This window comes from Nitrosomonas ureae (assembly GCF_900206265.1).
GTDB classification, from domain to species: Bacteria; Pseudomonadota; Gammaproteobacteria; order Burkholderiales; family Nitrosomonadaceae; genus Nitrosomonas; species Nitrosomonas ureae_C.
On record NZ_LT907782.1, the window covers coordinates 1,957,652 to 1,974,985 of the forward strand.

General features: G+C 47.0%; 19 protein-coding genes. 14 read left to right on the top strand and 5 right to left on the bottom strand.

Annotated elements, in window-relative coordinates; translation table 11 throughout:
* Positions 1-235 precede the first annotated feature (235 nt).
* The 4 genes from CPG39_RS09135 (at position 236) to CPG39_RS09150 (ending at position 2,758) form a co-directional block, all read left to right on the top strand.
* Positions 236-772, top strand: a complete 537-nt coding sequence (locus CPG39_RS09135) for a hypothetical protein (RefSeq protein ID WP_096293003.1) — start codon at positions 236-238, stop codon at positions 770-772.
* An 80-nt stretch (positions 773-852) separates the two neighbouring features.
* Positions 853-1,995 (top strand): acyltransferase family protein, encoded by a 1,143-nt coding sequence (locus CPG39_RS09140; protein WP_096293004.1) that lies wholly within the window; start codon positions 853-855, stop codon positions 1,993-1,995.
* A gap of 233 nt (positions 1,996-2,228) precedes the next feature.
* Positions 2,229-2,477 (top strand): prevent-host-death protein, encoded by a 249-nt coding sequence (locus CPG39_RS09145; RefSeq protein ID WP_096293005.1) that lies wholly within the window; start codon positions 2,229-2,231, stop codon positions 2,475-2,477.
* Entirely contained in the window at positions 2,474-2,758 is a 285-nt protein-coding gene (locus CPG39_RS09150) for a type II toxin-antitoxin system YafQ family toxin (RefSeq protein ID WP_096293006.1), read from the top strand. The genes CPG39_RS09145 and CPG39_RS09150 overlap by 4 nt, the downstream gene beginning before the upstream one ends.
* A 92-nt stretch (positions 2,759-2,850) precedes the next feature.
* On the opposite strand, the gene CPG39_RS09155 is transcribed toward CPG39_RS09150, so the two are convergent.
* The 3 genes from CPG39_RS09155 to CPG39_RS09165 form a co-directional block, all read right to left on the bottom strand.
* On the bottom strand, positions 2,851-3,183 hold the full coding sequence (locus CPG39_RS09155; protein ID WP_096293007.1) for a hypothetical protein: 333 nt from the start codon (positions 3,181-3,183) through the stop codon (positions 2,851-2,853).
* A gap of 58 nt (positions 3,184-3,241) precedes the next feature.
* Positions 3,242-3,850, bottom strand: coding sequence for a hypothetical protein (locus tag CPG39_RS09160; RefSeq protein ID WP_096293008.1), 609 nt, complete (start codon positions 3,848-3,850; stop codon positions 3,242-3,244).
* 173 nt (positions 3,851-4,023) lie between these two features.
* Positions 4,024-5,247, bottom strand: a complete 1,224-nt coding sequence (locus CPG39_RS09165) for an NnrS family protein (RefSeq protein WP_096293009.1) — start codon at positions 5,245-5,247, stop codon at positions 4,024-4,026.
* A gap of 127 nt (positions 5,248-5,374) precedes the next feature.
* On the opposite strand from CPG39_RS09165, the gene CPG39_RS09170 reads away from it, so the two are divergent.
* From CPG39_RS09170 to CPG39_RS09205, 8 genes are read left to right on the top strand one after another with little or no spacing between them, the layout of a single operon-like run.
* On the top strand, positions 5,375-6,247 hold the full coding sequence (locus CPG39_RS09170; RefSeq protein WP_096293010.1) for a 3',5'-nucleoside bisphosphate phosphatase: 873 nt from the start codon (positions 5,375-5,377) through the stop codon (positions 6,245-6,247).
* Between the two features lie 23 nt (positions 6,248-6,270).
* Entirely contained in the window at positions 6,271-6,903 is a 633-nt protein-coding gene (locus tag CPG39_RS09175; protein ID WP_096293011.1) for an L-threonylcarbamoyladenylate synthase, read from the top strand.
* Positions 6,896-7,561: a site-2 protease family protein gene (locus CPG39_RS09180; protein ID WP_013646320.1), complete on the top strand. Its 666-nt coding sequence runs from the start codon at positions 6,896-6,898 to the stop codon at positions 7,559-7,561. Before CPG39_RS09175 ends, CPG39_RS09180 begins: the two co-directional genes overlap by 8 nt.
* A gap of 26 nt (positions 7,562-7,587) precedes the next feature.
* Positions 7,588-8,790: a tryptophan--tRNA ligase gene (locus CPG39_RS09185; RefSeq protein WP_096293012.1), complete on the top strand. Its 1,203-nt coding sequence runs from the start codon at positions 7,588-7,590 to the stop codon at positions 8,788-8,790.
* A 37-nt stretch (positions 8,791-8,827) separates the two neighbouring features.
* Positions 8,828-9,643 carry a segregation and condensation protein A gene (locus CPG39_RS09190; protein ID WP_096293013.1) on the top strand — a complete coding sequence of 272 codons (816 nt, stop codon included), beginning with the start codon at positions 8,828-8,830 and terminating at the stop codon, positions 9,641-9,643.
* A complete protein-coding gene (scpB, locus tag CPG39_RS09195) occupies positions 9,624-10,235 on the top strand; it encodes an SMC-Scp complex subunit ScpB (RefSeq protein ID WP_197702871.1) in 612 nt (203 codons plus the stop codon). Before CPG39_RS09190 ends, scpB begins: the two co-directional genes overlap by 20 nt.
* A gap of 54 nt (positions 10,236-10,289) precedes the next feature.
* Positions 10,290-12,362, top strand: coding sequence for a carbon starvation CstA family protein (locus tag CPG39_RS09200; RefSeq protein ID WP_096293014.1), 2,073 nt, complete (start codon positions 10,290-10,292; stop codon positions 12,360-12,362).
* Between the two features lie 18 nt (positions 12,363-12,380).
* The gene (locus CPG39_RS09205; protein WP_096293015.1) at positions 12,381-12,581 is read left to right on the top strand and encodes a YbdD/YjiX family protein; all 201 of its coding nucleotides are present in this window, start codon (positions 12,381-12,383) and stop codon (positions 12,579-12,581) included.
* Between the two features lie 55 nt (positions 12,582-12,636).
* On the opposite strand, the gene CPG39_RS09210 is transcribed toward CPG39_RS09205, so the two are convergent.
* Both CPG39_RS09210 and CPG39_RS09215 read right to left on the bottom strand, forming a co-directional pair.
* On the bottom strand, positions 12,637-13,920 hold the full coding sequence (locus CPG39_RS09210) for a dicarboxylate/amino acid:cation symporter (RefSeq protein WP_231990266.1): 1,284 nt from the start codon (positions 13,918-13,920) through the stop codon (positions 12,637-12,639).
* 159 nt (positions 13,921-14,079) lie between these two features.
* Positions 14,080-14,910, bottom strand: a complete 831-nt coding sequence (locus CPG39_RS09215) for an inositol monophosphatase family protein (protein ID WP_096293017.1) — start codon at positions 14,908-14,910, stop codon at positions 14,080-14,082.
* Positions 14,911-15,361: 451 nt separating this feature from the next.
* Here CPG39_RS09215 and CPG39_RS09220 point away from each other — a divergent pair, with 451 nt between their 5' ends.
* The gene (locus CPG39_RS09220; protein ID WP_096293018.1) at positions 15,362-16,087 is read left to right on the top strand and encodes a response regulator; all 726 of its coding nucleotides are present in this window, start codon (positions 15,362-15,364) and stop codon (positions 16,085-16,087) included.
* Between the two features lie 222 nt (positions 16,088-16,309).
* On the top strand, positions 16,310-17,311 hold the full coding sequence (locus tag CPG39_RS09225) for a multicopper oxidase domain-containing protein (protein WP_096293019.1): 1,002 nt from the start codon (positions 16,310-16,312) through the stop codon (positions 17,309-17,311).
* Positions 17,312-17,334 lie beyond the last annotated feature (23 nt).

Consider the following 17,334-nt stretch of genomic DNA (forward strand, 5'->3'; position numbering starts at 1 on the left):
ACAACTCCTTTCGGCCTTCCTTAAACACGGTATGCAGAAAACCGTACCCGCGGCCCTTCCGTGAGTAAAACAAAAAAACCAGAAATACCAACTCGGAAAAACAGCCGGTTGTGGATTGAATGATCCCGCTCTTTGTTCATGTGTACAATACAAAATAGTATCTGATACCATTCAATTTGCTCATCCAATTATCCTTCTCAACAAATCGGAAACTCTAGGATCGGTTAAAACTTCTATGCATTTTTCTCCCAAAAAACGGTTGATGTTTTTCTTATATGCACTCTTGTTACCCGCTTGCATGACAGCACCTGCGCGAGAAGAATTGCTCAGTCAGAAAGTGATTTATAATCGCAGTAGCGATAAGAACTATCTGGAAATTGTGAAATGTCTGGAAAGCGATACCGGATTTCACCTGCCGAAATGGCATCGTCATACCTGGCGTGATATCACCACATACTTTATCTATCATGAATCGTTGCAAGTCCACGGATATCCACAACTGCATGATGAAGCGGCAAAAACGTATTACATCACCGAGATTCACGATCCGAAGTATCCCGGGAAAATCAACGAAACGATCACCCATGGCAATGGCAACTGGATCATGATCATCCAAGATGCCAGCAATCAGCAGCACACCCAATCCGAAATAGAAATCCGCAGCAATCAAAACCTGCTCAGTGATTATCCACCGACTGCATATGCCCCGGATTCAAACGCTTCGCTATCCCAGCGCTTATATAAAGTGGAAGAAATTGATCATTGCTTCTAGTTCCAAATGATTTGTTTTCGGTATGTTAACCAACCGGTAACAAAAACCGAAAATTCTCAAGTGAATAAGAAGACAATTTTATGAGTGACTTGCGTTGGGATTCTAATATCCGTTTCTCAAATCTGGATAAGTTGCGCGCATTTGCAGCAATCAGTGTCGTTGTTTACCACGTCATTGAACATACCAGCTGGTCGTCTTTCCCAGTGACAGGGCCCAATTTATGGTGGCGAACCGGATGGCTGGGTGTGGACTTATTTTTTGTGATCAGTGGATTTGTCATTTATTTTAGTGCATTTTCACTCGAAAAATCTTATGGAACCGCATGGAAATCAACCTATGCTTCCCATCGTTTTTTTAGAATAGCACCGCTATATTTCTTCACCTGCATCATTTTTGTTTTCCTAATTCAGCCACAAATTTTATTTACACCCCTATCTAATATTTTCTTTCAATTCATTTCACACCTTTTATTCTTTCACAATTTTTTTCCCAGCACGCAAGGTGCTATCAATGGCGTAAATTGGTCCATTGGTGTGGAAATGCAGTTTTATCTTCTCATTCTTATTTTCTGGAATTGGATTAAACGGGCTTCACCACTAAAAATTTTATTAGTGTTTAGTGCAATCGCCTGCCTATGGAAGATTGCGGCGTTTTACACCCTCCATTCCACAGGTGCGCACAAGCTTTGGTTTGCAACAGCTCAATTGCCCGGTTCTCTGGATGTGTTCGGGTTTGGTATTGCCGCATGCAAGTGGATTCTGGCTAATGGCAATCGTAATGATAGGGTTAGTTTAGGAATCAAAGCGCTGGTTGCTATCAGCGCAGGCTTCATCATGATCAAGCTTTTATGGATGACGCCTAATTACTGGGGCTCTGTGTATTATGTGGGCTTTTTCAGGATCCTGACCGGCTTAAGCGCAGCAGCTCTGATAGTCTTTCTAATTGCATTGCCAAATACGACACTCGGATGGTTTTCCGAAATTATCGACTATCTGGGTAAAATTAGTTATGGGATATATCTATGGCACCTACCCATCATTCTGAGTTTAAAGAATCTGAATATTAACGCCGGCATGGTCTTTCTTATCGCAACCTTGGCATGCACCCTGATACTCTCATCCATTACATACCATCTGATTGAGAAAAGCTGGATTCAGCATGGAAAAAGTGACCCAGCATGCTCGAGAATCGATGCAATACTGAAATCGATCAGGTTAAATTAGAGACTGCGGCATAATTAACATCCAACCTCGCCATTCGCTTCTTTGTTTCTTCCATTGTATTTAGGCTTGATCGATCCATCCGGCGACGATAAGTGTTCCTACAAGAACAAGAATCTTTCGCTGTCAGTCAGATACCATTTCGCTTTTAAGCTGGACACCCTAAATACAATTGACACACCACGCTCTGAATCGTATAGTCAGAGAAACGATTAACCATACGATTCCAACTCATCATGATTACAGCCAACGATCTAAAAACCAAAGGGATTGCCTGTCTGGAAGAAAGCCTTACGGATAAAACAGAAGACATCATTACCCTGCGCGGCAAGGAATGTTTTGTCGTAATGAAAATCGAGCAATATCACTATCTGCGTGAGATGGAACTGGAAGCCGCGCTTTATCAGGCACGGCAGGATATGGCATCCGGTCAATTCAGCAAGGATACTGTCGATCAGCATGTCGATGACGTATTTTCTAAATGAGCTACACGCTCGTCTTTACCGACAGTTATAAGAAACGCGCCAGACGCTTTGCACAAAAACACCCGGAATTAAAAGAGCCGTATCGCAAAACTTTAGAATTACTGGCTCACAACCCTTATCACCCTTTCTTGAGAATTCACCCGCTCAAAGGCAAATTGTCGGCACTGCATTCGGTATCGATCAATCTCAGTTACCGCATCACGCTGGAAATTCTGATCACTGGGAAAGAAATTATTTTGATCAATGTCGGGAGCCATGATGATGTGTATCAAACGGGATAACAGGCTGTAGCCATACTAATAAATTTTTGAATAACACTTATTTTACTTAGTCGTAAAATGCAAGACGACGCGACAATGTCCTTCAGTACCGCTTAATAATTGCCATAAGGATCTTGGTATGGACGCATTGTGTCAGTATTTAGCCCTCTACTTCTATCTCTTAGCAAAGATTTTCCGCCATCCGGGCCAATTGACTGACCACCTCTTGGTCCAATGGATTGACCGCCTTCCGGGCCTATAGATAACCCTCCACCCGGACCAATAGATTGACCACCACCAGGGCCGATGGAGCGTCCTCCGCCAGGACCTATTGAATCACACCCACCGGGTCCGATTGAACCGGGAACACAATCCCGCCACGCTTGAGCATGAACTACTGTAGATCCAGACAGCATCAATGCTGCAATAAAAATAATCTTCTTCATCTTTACTCTCCATGTCATTTGTTTAAGCTTACTAGACATTGTACGTTTTGGCGCCTAGCTATAATTCAGCTCCATTGGCTCGCTCTGCTGCCAAAAGCTCTAAGTGCAAAGGCGATTTTTGCAACAATCCTTTGCTTTGAAAAAGTATGAATTTTATCTTTTCCCGCTGCTTCTGGTTTAGATGTTGATATCGGAACGTCTCTATCGCAAGAAAGTAAATTACATCAATAATATCTATAGATATTCGTGGCAATCCGTGCAACTCAATCGACCAACCACCTGGAATATAGTGCTCAAAACTGTTTCTCAACGTTTCTTTTAATTGCTTGATGGAATCTTTTTGACTGTCGGAGAGATTCAGCGGCAATCCACCGTGAAGTGTCCCCATCCAGCTAGCATCCTTGCACATCTCCAAGGCTTCATCAAGCGTAATTAGCCGCTCATGGCCCTTTCTACTAATTTTCACAACCGATTGATAGTCAGAACCCTTACAAGCGGCGATAGCAAAACCATACAGAGCTCCGTGCAATGACAACATAACCCATTTCCAAGCATTTTCATCGGTCATCACCTGACTGATAAACTCGCCTGCCCTCTCCAAATAATCAATAGCATTAGCCTCTTCAGTGAAGTATAAATATTTGCCTTTAAGGGTTTGCTTAGTCACTTGGTGTTCTTGCCTAACTATGATTGGCTTTCCAGAATGACGCAATATACATTACGTCAAATATAACATTCATCATTGCTAAGTTCATGATCTATCCTGGCTTCTTAAAGTTGATACGTAACTTTCACTTTATCACACCACGTTTTGTTAAATTGAGAAGCTATCTTCAATGACTACCCCGCCTTCCCATCCACCCTCGCGCGCCAGTAAATCGGTGCATACTTAATCGCCCATAATCCAAAGCAAGCCAGCCAAACGAGTCCGGCCACGACATAGAGCAACGGCGCTATCGCAGGTACGAGATCGGCCAGAATCCGCAGCACGGCGGTTGCCTGGAATCCCAGAAACAGTACCCAGGTTAACCGATCCAGCTCCAACGGACGACCCGAATGGCCGATGGTGACACGTGAAGCCATCGCCAGGATCATGCTGGCAAAGAAACCGATGCCCAGTGCATGCAAGGGGGCGAGACCCAGAATCAGGTTGCCGGAGGCGAAATACACCAGGCTTTGCAAACCATACAGCAACATGGCGACACCCAGCCAGGCAAAAGAGAAGTGCAATACTGCCAGCAAGCTCACGCTAAAACTGCGCAAGAATCCCCAGCGGTACGACAGATAAAGCGCGCAACCTGCCAGCGGGAAATCGACAATCCACAGATAAGCGGGCAGTTCCAGCCATTGCAGGCTGCCGTGCGCCGCAATGCAGGCGAGCATCAGCCATAGCATCCAGTAGGGCCGCACCATTTCATAATTGTCCAGCACACGGCTGGAGAAAAACGGGATCATGCGATGCGAAACGGTCAGCACGATCGGCAGCAAAAAGAACCAAACCCCGGCATGACGCGCAAAGTTCAGCATGGTCGGATCTTCCGTCACCAGCCAAAGCAAATACGCCGCCACGCCCAGCCAGCCCATTAGCAGCGCAATGCTGATGACCCTGGCATGGCGTTTGTCCTGATCCGGTGTGCTCAACAGGATGCGGTATAACACATAGACCGCGACACCCCACCCGATCAACATCAGTTCGATGCCGAGAATGATGATCGCTTTGTGCGTCAACAAACCGACATAAAGCAGTACCACACCTGCCGCCATCAATGCGCAGGTGGCGACATATTGGCGGGGTTTCACTTTAGCGCCGTTCATCCAGTTGGGATATGTGGTAAACAAAAAACCTAAAATAAAGAACGGGAAAAAACCATACACCATCAGAAACGCATGCGCCCAGGTGGGGGCAATGCTCCAGTGAGCCATCGATCCGGCAACGCCATAACGCCCGGCCAAGTCAAACACCCACCACAGCACCGTCAGTACGCCCTGTAAGGCGCCCGCCAAAAACAAGCTGCGATGCGGAGCAGCGGAAAGATGGTCACGGATTTCCAGTAGTCTATTCATTAGGGTTCCTTGTAAAACGATTCTTCTTTCAGGATACTAACTATCTCTTTCATTATCCAACGCAATGATTTCTCTTCAATGCGGTTATTTGCTATCATGCATGTCCTGCGTTGCTACGAATTGCCTCATGCCTAACATTGATCTGCATTGTCATTCCAACATTTCTGATGGCGTTTTACCACCGGCTCAACTGGTTGAGCGTGCCGCAATGCGCGGCGTCGAAATACTGGCGCTAACCGATCACGATGATATTACCGGGTTAGCTGAAGCGCGGCAGATGGCCGAAGCCAAAAGTATCACATTTATAAATGGTGTGGAAATCTCCGTGAGCTGGCGCGGCCGTACTTTGCATATTATCGGACTGGATATTGATCCGGCTTATGCACCGCTAGTCGAAGGGTTGGCGGCTATTCGCGCGGGGCGCGCGCAGCGTGCCGAAAATATCGCGCGGGAACTGGAAAAAGTCGGCATTCCCGATAGCCTCTCCGGCGCGTATGCGCATGTCGGCGAACGGCGCTTGATCGGACGCACGCATTTTGCTCGCTTTCTGGTTGAGCAAGGCTATGCCAAAGACGTAAAATCCGTGTTTAAGAAATATCTGGTAAAAGGCAAGCCGGGCTATGCTGCGCACGAATGGGCCTCGCTTAGCGATGCCGTGAGCTGGATTTGCGGCAGTGGCGGTCAGGCGGTGATTGCACATCCTGCACGCTATGATTTGGGTAAGAATGTCTTGAGCGATCTGCTCGATGAATTCTGCGCACTGGGTGGATCGGCGCTTGAAGTGGTCACGTCGAGTCATACGCCTGAGCAAATGCAACATTTTGCGCACCATGCAAAAAGTAGGAATCTGCTGGCTTCGTGCGGCTCGGATTTTCATGGTCCCGGTGAGAGCTATTTTGATCTGGGGCAGTTACCGGAATTTCCGCACGGCTGCACCCCAATCTGGCACCATTGGAAAAATAATATTTCCACCGAGCGTATTAACCCATTGATTACTTAACCTAACCCTGATACCGTTTTACTGTGGCTCAATTCTTCTCAATTCACGCAGACACCCCACATGCACGCCTGATCAAGCAAGCCGTTGCTATCGTCCAAAAAGGCGGAATTATCGTATACCCGACGGACTCCTGTTATGCGTTAGGCTGCCATCTGGGAGACAAAGACGCGATGACGCGCATCCGCACCATTCGACAAGTGGACGAACGCCATCATTTCACTTTGGTCTGCCGCAATCTGACGGAAATTTCCACCTACGCCAAGGTGGATAACAGCCAGTACCGGCTGCTTAAAGCCACGACGCCGGGGAGTTACACGTTTATTTTGCAGGCCACGCGGGAAGTGCCGCGGCGGATGCAGCATCCGAAACGCAATACCATCGGCCTGCGCATTCCCGATCATCCGGTGGTATTAGCGCTATTGGAAGAACTCGGCGAACCCTTGCTAAGCTCAACGCTGATTCTGCCTGAAGACGACTATCCGCTGAACGATGCGGAAGAAATCCGCGAGCGGTTGGAACATCAGGTCGAATTGGTCATGGATGCCGGTTCATGCGGCATAGACATGACCACGGTGATTGATTTGACCACGGATGTGCCCGCGCTGGTGCGTCAGGGAAAAGGCAGTCTAGATCCATTTGGAATCGAACATGGATGAAATTATCCAGGGTATCGCCATTTATGCGCTTCCCGTTATTTTTGCCATTACCCTGCATGAAGCCGCGCATGGCTATATCGCTCGGCATTTCGGTGACTTTACTGCCTACAACGAAGGGCGCATCAGCCTCAACCCAATACGGCATATCGATCCTGTAGGTACCATTCTGGTTCCGCTGTCATTGTTTATTCTGAGTAAATTAACGATCGGCGCAGGTTTCTTATTTGGCTGGGCCAAACCTGTACCGGTTAATTTTTCCAACCTGCGCCAGCCCAAGCGCGATATGCTCTGGGTAGCCGCCGCCGGGCCCGGTGCCAATTTGCTGATGGCATTCTTCTGGGCCTTGATGATCAAACTCGCCATTGCCTCGCCTGACAGCAGTTTCGCCAAACCCCTGGCATTGATGGGAATTGCAGGAATTGAAATCAATGTTATCCTGATGGTACTCAATCTGTTGCCGTTGCCGCCTTTGGATGGCGGCCGTATGGCGGTAAGCCTGCTGCCGCATCGATTGGCTTACCAGTTTTCGCGGATTGAGCCTTATGGCTTTATGATACTGCTGGTATTGTTATTCAGCGGCGTGCTGGGTGCCGTGATCGGACCCATGATCACATGGGCTAAAGTCATGATCGTATCAATTTTTGGACTCTATATTTAATAACGTTTTACATTTGGAAAATCAACATGTTTGCTGATCGCGTTTTATCAGGCATGCGCCCCACCGGCAGCCTGCATTTGGGACATTATCATGGCGTTTTGAAGAATTGGGTGAAATTGCAGCAGCAATACGAATGCCTGTTCTTCGTCGCCGACTGGCATGCCTTGACGACCCATTACGATTCACCTGAAATTATCGAACAGAATGTCTGGAATATGGTGGTGGATTGGCTGGCAGCAGGCGTTGATCCATCGCAGGCGATCTTATTCATTCAATCCAAAGTGCCCGCTCACGCCGAACTGTATTTATTACTGTCGATGATGACACCGCTTGGCTGGCTGGAACGCGTACCCACTTATAAGGATCAACAGGAAAAACTATCCGAGAAAGATCTCAGCACCTATGGTTTTCTAGGCTATCCATTGTTGCAAAGCGCTGATATCCTGATTTATCGCGCCAATCTGGTTCCCGTCGGAGAAGATCAAGCACCGCACCTGGAATTTACGCGCGAAATTTCCCGCCGCTTTAATCACATCTATGGCAAAGAACCCGGCTTTGAAGAAAAAGCGGAACAAGCCATCAAAAAGCTCGGCTCGAAAAAATCCAAACTGTATACCGAATTGCGCACGCTGTATCAAGAACAGGGTGATGAGCATGCGCTGGAAGAAGCCCGATCATTACTGAACGAGCAGCAGAATCTGAGTCTGGGCGATCGTGAACGGCTATTCGGCTATCTCGAAGGCGGCGGCAAAATGATCCTATCGGAACCGGCAACATTACTGACGGAAGCTTCCAGAATGCCGGGACTGGATGGCCAGAAAATGTCGAAATCGTATAACAACACTATCAGCTTGCGCGAAGATCCGGAGAGCATTCGCAAAAAAATTCGCACCATGCCAACCGATCCGGCACGTGTACGGCGCAGCGATCCGGGCGACCCCGCCCGCTGCCCGGTGTGGCAATTCCATCTTGTCTATTCCGATGAGACCACACGAGAATGGGTGCAGCATGGCTGCAAGAATGCGGAAATTGGCTGCCTGGATTGCAAAACGCCCGTGATCGACAAAATTCTGGCTGAACAGGAACCCATGTTGGAGCGCATCAAAAAATACGAAGAAGATCCGACTTTGGTACGCAACATCATTGCGGATGGCTGTGAAAAAGCCAACAAGCTGGCGGAAGACACCATGCGCGACGTGCGCGCAGCAATGGGACTCAGTTATTCATAAGGTTAAGACGCACAAGCAAGACCGATCTTATTGATCAATGAACGACAATTCAGTAATCGAATCCATTGAATTGCAGCCGATTGCCAGAATCTGCGGCGAGCCCCTGCTGGAAATTCCGCAGGATTTGTATATCCCGCCTGATGCATTGGAAATCTTTCTGGATACCTTCCAGGGTCCGCTGGATTTACTTCTGTATCTGATTCGCAAGCATAATCTGAATATTCTGGATATTCCGATGGCGGAGTTGACGCAGCAATATATGACTTATGTTGAAATGATGCGCGTAGATCAACTGGAGCTGGCAGCCGAATATTTACTGATGACCGCCCTGCTGATTGAAATCAAATCGCGCATGCTGTTACCCAATCCCAAAATAGAAACGGAACAAGAACATGATCCGCGCGCTGAGCTCGTACGGCGCTTGCTTGAATACGAGCAAATGAAGCATGCCGCAACTCGAATCAATGAATTGCCGCAAGCTGGACGTGACTTCAACGTGATCCGGATAGGAATTGACCATCCGGTTGCGGTTCAGTTGCCCGGTATCAACACGGATGATCTGCGGAATGCCTGGATGGCCATTCTAACGCGGGCCAAAATCCACCATCCCCATCAAATCAAACGCGAAACGCTTTCCGTCCGGGCCTATATGAGCCAAATACTGCGTGACTTGCGTGGACACGACCAAGTGGAATTTCACGATTTATTCAGCCCTGCGGCCACCCTTGCAGAAGTCATTGTCACTTTTCTGGCCGTTCTGGAATTGGCCAAGGAATTGTTGCTGGAAATTTCTCAATCGCTTGATGGCGGGATCATTTATATCCGCTCCATTGATGCCGCTCAATCAGCTTGATACACCGGATTCGTTGAGCCCGGAAAAAGCCAAGCGAATTCTGGAGGCCGCGTTGCTGACGACTGCGGAACCTCTACCCATCAGTGAATTGCGTAAATTATTCAATCTGGAATTAAGCGCTGCCGTGTTATCGAAATTATTGGAAGAGATTCGCGAAAAATGGCTTGATAGCAGCGTGGAATTAGTCTCGGTCGCCAGCGGCTGGCGTTTCCAGACCCGGGCGGATATACAGCCGTATCTGGAGCGATTGACACCACCTAAAGCGCCACGCTATTCACGTGCAGTTCTGGAAACGCTTGCCATCATTGCTTACCGCCAGCCGGTTACCCGTGGTGACATCGAAGAAATTCGCGGTGTTAGCGTTTCCAGCTCGGTGCTTAAGGCACTTATGACGCGCGGTTGGATAGAGGCTGTCGGACATCGTAACGTACCCGGAAAACCCGCGCTGTTGGCTACCACGCAGCACTTCCTGGACGACCTGAATCTTCGCTCTTTGAAAGAACTTCCACCATTGGAAGAAATGCAATCCTTGATTGACTCCAGTGAAAAAAACCAGGATTTGCCTTTTGAAGCTCCTGAAGCATCCGATTAGTTCACTCAGGTAAAATTTGACACCCCCTCTCACTTAATCAACTCCATAAGATAAATGAATAATTTAATATCGAAACTTGGCTGGTCAATACTTTCCCTTACCGGAGCTTTTGCATTCGGTGTCATTGCACTCAACCGCGGTGAATCGATCGGCGCGATTTGGATTGTCATTGCGGCGGTTTGCGTTTATATCATCGCCTTTCGTTTTTACAGCCTGTTCATTGCCAATCGCGTATTGAAATTGGATGGCAGGCGTATGACACCGGCCTATAAACACAATGATGGTCTGGATCATGTACCAACCAACAAATATGTGTTGTTCGGGCACCATTTTGCAGCCATTGCGGGGGCAGGGCCATTGGTTGGTCCCATTCTGGCAATGCAAATGGGTTATTTACCAGGCATGTTATGGTTGCTGGCCGGTGTCGTGTTTGCCGGCGCAGTCCAGGATTTTATTGTGTTGTTCATATCAACGCGACGCAATGGCCGGTCACTGGGTGATTTAATCAAGGCGGAGCTCGGGCAACTGCCCGGCATGATCGCAATGTTCGGCACCTTCTTTATTATGCTGATCCTGTTGGCCGTATTGTCGCTGATCGTGGTTAAAGCCCTAGCTGAATCCCCGTGGGGAACCTTTACTGTCGCTGCCACCATTCCTATAGCGCTGTTTATGGGAATTTATACCCGTTACCTTCGCCCTTGCGCGATTGGCGAAGTTTCACTCATCGGTTTTGTTCTGCTGATGCTATCCATCGTGGTAGGCCAATATGTCCAGGAAGATCCTGTATTAGCGGATTTTTTTACGTTAACAGGCGAGCAGTTGACCTGGTCATTGATTGCGTATGGCTTTATTGCCGCAGTTTTACCCGTGTGGCTGTTATTGGCGCCACGCGATTATCTATCGACTTTCCTTAAGATCGGTACCATTGTGGGATTAGCCATCGGCGTTATCTTTATTTCACCGGAACTGAAAATGCCGGCATTGACGCAGTTTGTCGATGGCTCCGGACCTGTTTGGTCGGGCAATCTTTTTCCCTTTTTATTTATTACCATCGCATGCGGTGCGATTTCCGGCTTTCATTCGTTGATAGCGTCCGGTACCACGCCCAAGATGATTCAATCGGAAACGGATACGCGTTTTATTGGCTATGGCGCCATGCTGATGGAATCCTTTGTCGCCATTATGGCGTTGGTCGCCGCTGCCACCTTGGAACCCGGGGTGTATTTTGCCATGAACAGTCCCGCAGCGATTATTGGCACCACCGCAGAATCCGCTGCCCAAACCATCGCCCAATGGGGATTTTATGTTACCCCGGAAATGATCACCCAAACCGCACAGAATGTCGGCGAACACGGCATAATCTCGCGCACCGGCGGCGCACCTACGTTGGCGGTCGGCATGGCGCAGATTTTGTCTGAGGTTGTCGGAGGTACTGCCATGATAGCTTTTTGGTATCACTTCGCGATCTTGTTTGAAGCGCTTTTCATTTTGACTGCAGTTGACGCTGGAACCCGTGCGGGGCGCTTTATGCTGCAAGATTTGCTGGGATCGTTTGTTCCCGTCATGAAACGCACCGATTCACTGGTTGCCAGTCTGACTGCAACGGGTCTTTGCGTAGCAGGATGGGGATATTTTCTCTACCAGGGTGTTATCGATCCGTTAGGGGGAATCAATACCTTATGGCCATTATTTGGTATCGCCAATCAAATGCTGGCGGGTATTGCATTAATTTTATGCACCAGTGTCTTGTTCAAAATGAAACAAGATCGCTTTGCGTGGATTACGATTGTTCCACTGACATGGGTCAGTATTTGTACATTAACTGCCGCCTGGCAGAAGATTTTTGACACCAATCCGCGCATCGGCTTCCTGGCGCATGCCAGCAAATATCAAGATGCGATTGTGGAAGGCGTCGTGCTGGCACCTGCCAAATCGTTGGAACAGATGCAACAGGTAATTTTTAACGATTATGTGAATGCAACACTGGCCGGATTGTTTATGACAGTGCTCATCAGCATGCTGATATTCGGGATTAGAACTGTATTGCAGGCGCGCATTACTCACCATCCCACCACCCAAGAAGCACCCTTCGAGCTCTTACCCGCACACGCGGTAGCAGAAAAATAATGATTGGAGAATAAAGTTATGTATAGAAAAATTACTCAAACCATACAACAGATTTCACAAAGCCTGCGGTTGATGGTGGGTGTGCCCGACTACAGCACATATGTTGAGCACATGAAAGGCACGCATCCTGATCGATCCATCATGTCACATGCGGAATTTTTTCGCGAGCGTCAGGAAGCCCGTTATGGAAGTAAGGGAAGAGTCAATCGCTGCTGCTAGATGGCCTTTAATCATGAAATTATAGCGTCTTAGCGATGACTCTGACTCGTCGGTTTTACTGCCTCGCATGAAGCAGTTCTACGGGATTCACTGCTCCGGCATTGGGATCATTAAAAATCTCCATAGATACAGTGTCTTCACTGCGTGCAACAATCATAGCAACGACTGCATCTCCCGTGATATTGACCGCAGTGCGCATCATATCCAGCAAACGATCCACGCCCATGATCAATGCAATGCCTTCAACCGGCAATCCCACCTGATTGAGAACCATGGCCAGCATAATGAGCCCGGCACCAGGCACGCCCGCAGTGCCGATAGACGCCAGTACCGACATGCCGATGACTGTCAGATAATCCATCAGACTCAGCTCAATACCATAAATAGTGGCAATGAACACCGTTGCAACACCCTGCATGATAGCTGTGCCATCCATATTGATGGTTGCACCGAAAGGTATAACAAACGAGGCCGTCGAGTTATCCACGCCCAAACGCTTTTCAACCGTACTGAGCGTGACGGGAATGGTCGCGCCGGAGCTTGATGTACTAAATGCAAAAGCCTGGGCCGTACGCATTTTCTTAAGAAACGGTATGGGATCGACTCTTCCAAGAAATTTCAATAACACCATAAGCGTACCGGTTGCATGACACATCAGCACCAAAATAACGATCCCAAAATAGCCGATCATCGGCAGAATCAAATCAATCCCTTGTAGCGCAAAATTCTTCGCCATTAATGCAAATACTCCATAGGGTGCAATGGACATGACAACATTCACCATCTGCATCATGATGTCATTCATTTTTTCAGCACTATCAATTAAAGTGCGCCCGCGCTCTCCGAGCATCAGCAGGCAAATTGCAAACAAAATAGTAAAAAAAATGATTTGCAGCATGTTGCCTTCTGCAAAGGCTGTCACCGGATTACTGGGAACAAAATCAATAAAGACTTGTGTTATGGCGGGTGGCTCAGGCGCCACAAACTCCATCTGAGTACCCGGAATCAGATTAAAATTTTTCCCGGGGTTTATAGTGACGGAAACAAGAAGAGCTAACAGAATGGCAAGTGCGGTAGTCAACAGAAAAAGGCAAAAAGCTTTGATACCCACCCGGCCCAGTTTTTTGACATCGCCAATACCGCAAACACCACAAATCAATGAAAAGGTTACTAATGGAACAACCAGCATTTTCAATAAATTAATGAAAATTGCACCCGCTATATGAAACAGGCCATGTATCAAATAGTCCTGAACGAACGCAATATCATCGGCAAAGGTATTAAGCAAACTACCCAACAGTAAGCCGGCAATCATCCCAGTAATTATTTTTGCAGTCATATTCATAAGCTATCGCAGAAATAAGCACAGGTCGTTAGTGAACTGCGCCTGATTAGCTGGCAAATATGCATCTAAGCGATCAAGAGCGCCTGACATAAAGAATAATCGAGTATCCGTCAATCAGACGGGAGCCGAATCAGGTCCGTTATAGGCTTTATGCTAAATTGCCTTGGCCGAGCGTTGCGCTTCGATCAACTCGGGGGTGAGATGAGGCGCAATCACCTGAAGCAATTGCGCGAAAACCTTGGGATTTCCGGCAATAATTTGCCCGCTCTCCAAGTGCGTCCCGTTGCCTTCCAGATCACCCACCAATCCACCCGCTTCAGTAATAAGCAAGCAGCCGGCGGCCATATCCCATGGCGCCAGTCCGATTTCCCAAAAACCATCGTAACGCCCTGCCGCTACATAAGCCAGATCCAGCGCGGCGGAACCCGGCCGCCGTATCCCCGTGATACGTGGCACGATATCCCTCAGTATGGCAAAGTAAGCATCGATGTGCGTCAAGTCTCTGAATGGCAAGCCGGTACCGATCAAACACTCTTCAAGTTTGGTGCGTTTACTGACACGAATCCGGCGATCATTTAAAAAAGCCCCACCCCCTCGACTCGCGGTAAACAATTCATTATTGTTCGGATCGTAAACCACCGCATGCGTCAGAACACCTTTATGCCTCAATCCGATGGAAACCGAATATTTTGGAAAACCATGCAGGAAATTGGTCGTGCCGTCCAGCGGATCGATAATCCACTGATAATCTGAATGCTTATGATCGCCCTGGCGTCCGCTCTCTTCCGCCAGAATCGCATGATCGGGATAGGCTGCGAGCAGGATCTTGATAATGGCCTCTTCAGCTGCGCCATCCACTTCACTGACATAATCGCTGTGTGATTTCTTTGATACCGTGAGCAAATCCAGATTCTGGGAAGCCTTATTAATAATATTACCGGCACGACGCGCAGCTTTCACTGCAATGGTCAACATTGGATGCATGGTTTTGATTCAGAATTTAACGAAAGGAAAAACAGCGATTTTAATATGAATCGCGTTTACCCGCTGTCATTATTGAAATGAAGGAACTGCAATAGCCAACATCGTTAACATCTTTGATTGTACTTATCGTTGATCAGTTGCGCTCATCTGGTCTGTGTCCATGAGAAGAGACGCATTGATTCATGGCTAAAAGTCCGTATCTTATAAGCACTTCAAGAATCCCAAAAATCAACCTATTCTATCGGCAGATCGCAAAATCTTACCGTGCCTTTTGGGACAAATGCCATCTATTTACCCATAAGCATATCTGTTACAATTTTATGATAATAAAGATAGCCATTATGTATTGAGTACGCACTATGTAATCGCTGATTCTATGCTCAAAAATAATTCAGGTTGAAAGTACTATCCATTCGACTGAGCCTTTTGCAATTTACAAACAATAAAAAGCATGATTGAGCAGTCTCATTCAAATATACGCATTCTGGTAGCTGAAAGTTTTGAGCTTGTACGTTTGGGATTGCGTTCCTTGTTTGAGAATCACACCAGCATTCGCTTGGTTGCAGAAACCAGTCAACTCGACGATTTATTTAGCTTGGCCGAACAACATAAGCCGGACATAATCCTGATGGATTTACTGCTGAGCGGCAATAATTATGTGGAACACATTATCCAATTGCTGCACACTTGCCCCCAAAGTAAAATATTGGCTTTTTCTCATCACAATAACGAACAAACACACCTACAAACATTCCGTTCCGGTGCAGTAGGTGTGATCAGCAAAAACAACTCAACTGATCTGTTATTAAAAGCAATCGTTGCAATTCATACGGGTCATATCTGGTTTGACCGCAATATCACCAAACTGCTATGGCAGGCACAGTTCGATTCTGATCCAGCTGCAGAAATCAAACCACACACTGATAATTCAACCTCTCAGCAGCCTAGATTAAGCGACAGCGAACGTCACATTGCTCATCTGGCATGTAAAGGTTTGTCTGCTAAAGAAATAGGCGCACAACTCTTTGTGACAGAAAAGACCGTTCGGAACCAATTATCTGTGATCTATAGAAAAATAGGCGTCAAAAAACAAATTGAACTATGCCTGAAAGCTCCTTTATATAATTATTTTAAAGAATCTCACCTGATCGGGACATTTAGCCCAAAAAATAGCTAAATTTAGGCTAATTCCAAGGACAAATGCCTTCTATTTAAATAAAAACGGATTTGATAGAATCCTCCCCCGCTAAGATTGCACTTCTTTATTTGCAATCAGCCTGCTAAATCTTAAATTCCAAGTGAACCATGAACTCCAAATAAGAACCTGTATTTATCTGCCGGAACACATTCTGCATTCACTTCACTTGATATACGATTTTTACCTTAGGAGATCATTAAAATGTTATTTCAATCCGCTCGAGCTAAGTGCGATATGAGGCTCATAGAAAACTCAAATGCCACCCCGGGCATGTCGCAACAATCATTGATAAAACGAGCTGCCGTGGCACTCGTGCTTACTTTGTCATTATCAGCTTTTCCGACCTCTGAGAGTTTTGCCGCCGAGCATATTATTCAATTGACTGCGGAAGAAATCCAGGATGATGGCTTTGGTAACAAGTTGCTGGCTTACAAAATGTTAAGCCATAGAGTCGATGGATTGGATATTACATCGCGTTATAGTTCAGAGGCTACCATCCCCGGCCCCACTATTGAGTTAACCGAAGGAGACAAGGTTAAGATCTCCATTGAGAATGCCATTCCTGGCAACAATATTCCTGTCCCGGGGATCAGCAAGCAAGTCAGCATTCATGTCCATGGCGTTCATTACGATATTCTGAGCGATGGAACCCTTAAGGTAATTAATAAGAACTTTGATGAGGGTGCAGGTGCCGGGCTTGAAGAAACCTATGTCATCTATGAATATCAATGGAATGTTGCACCTGGAACCGCGGGTACCTGGGCCTACCATGACCATAATTTTGAAACCCATAACGGTGCGGAACATAAGGGGCTCTTTGGAGCAATCATCGTCAACCCGGCCGGCGTTCCCAGTTATGACAAAGAATATGTGCTTTATTTAGGCGATGATGCTTTTTGGGGCATGGAAATTAATGGCGTTAGCAAAATTCAATCCAATCATGGTGTCAATCCAACTCTGGTTGCAGCAAGAAATTCCAATGTCAGATTTCACCTAATCGCTTTAGGTACTGATATTCATACCTTTGAGTTAAAAGGTTATCAATGGATCGATCCCGGGACCACTAATCGTATCAATCAAGTTGCGATCGGTCCGCTGGAAAAGCATGTTTTCAGTGTTACTGCAAAAAATAGCACGCGCTATAAAGACAATAATTTCTCCAACAAACTTTTGGGTATGGAAGGAAAATTTCTAGTTCAGTAAGGACATGTTAGGCAACTAAATAT

What these genes read in the sequence shown, in the direction of transcription:
- scpB (WP_197702871.1), top strand. Translation starts at nt 9,624, where the DNA reads ATGCCGCTCAATCAGCTTGATACACCGGATTCGTTGAGCCCGGAAAAA.
- CPG39_RS09165 (WP_096293009.1), bottom strand. Translation starts at nt 5,247, where the DNA reads ATGAATAGACTACTGGAAATCCGTGACCATCTTTCCGCTGCTCCGCAT.
- CPG39_RS09225 (WP_096293019.1), top strand. Translation starts at nt 16,310, where the DNA reads ATGTTATTTCAATCCGCTCGAGCTAAGTGCGATATGAGGCTCATAGAA.
- CPG39_RS09155 (WP_096293007.1), bottom strand. Translation starts at nt 3,183, where the DNA reads ATGAAGAAGATTATTTTTATTGCAGCATTGATGCTGTCTGGATCTACA.
- CPG39_RS09210 (WP_231990266.1), bottom strand. Translation starts at nt 13,920, where the DNA reads ATGACTGCAAAAATAATTACTGGGATGATTGCCGGCTTACTGTTGGGT.
- CPG39_RS09170 (WP_096293010.1), top strand. Translation starts at nt 5,375, where the DNA reads ATGCCTAACATTGATCTGCATTGTCATTCCAACATTTCTGATGGCGTT.
- CPG39_RS09220 (WP_096293018.1), top strand. Translation starts at nt 15,362, where the DNA reads ATGATTGAGCAGTCTCATTCAAATATACGCATTCTGGTAGCTGAAAGT.
- CPG39_RS09145 (WP_096293005.1), top strand. Translation starts at nt 2,229, where the DNA reads ATGATTACAGCCAACGATCTAAAAACCAAAGGGATTGCCTGTCTGGAA.
- CPG39_RS09205 (WP_096293015.1), top strand. Translation starts at nt 12,381, where the DNA reads ATGTATAGAAAAATTACTCAAACCATACAACAGATTTCACAAAGCCTG.
- CPG39_RS09140 (WP_096293004.1), top strand. Translation starts at nt 853, where the DNA reads ATGAGTGACTTGCGTTGGGATTCTAATATCCGTTTCTCAAATCTGGAT.
- CPG39_RS09135 (WP_096293003.1), top strand. Translation starts at nt 236, where the DNA reads ATGCATTTTTCTCCCAAAAAACGGTTGATGTTTTTCTTATATGCACTC.
- CPG39_RS09215 (WP_096293017.1), bottom strand. Translation starts at nt 14,910, where the DNA reads ATGCATCCAATGTTGACCATTGCAGTGAAAGCTGCGCGTCGTGCCGGT.
- CPG39_RS09185 (WP_096293012.1), top strand. Translation starts at nt 7,588, where the DNA reads ATGTTTGCTGATCGCGTTTTATCAGGCATGCGCCCCACCGGCAGCCTG.
- CPG39_RS09190 (WP_096293013.1), top strand. Translation starts at nt 8,828, where the DNA reads ATGAACGACAATTCAGTAATCGAATCCATTGAATTGCAGCCGATTGCC.
- CPG39_RS09200 (WP_096293014.1), top strand. Translation starts at nt 10,290, where the DNA reads ATGAATAATTTAATATCGAAACTTGGCTGGTCAATACTTTCCCTTACC.
- CPG39_RS09150 (WP_096293006.1), top strand. Translation starts at nt 2,474, where the DNA reads ATGAGCTACACGCTCGTCTTTACCGACAGTTATAAGAAACGCGCCAGA.
- CPG39_RS09180 (WP_013646320.1), top strand. Translation starts at nt 6,896, where the DNA reads ATGGATGAAATTATCCAGGGTATCGCCATTTATGCGCTTCCCGTTATT.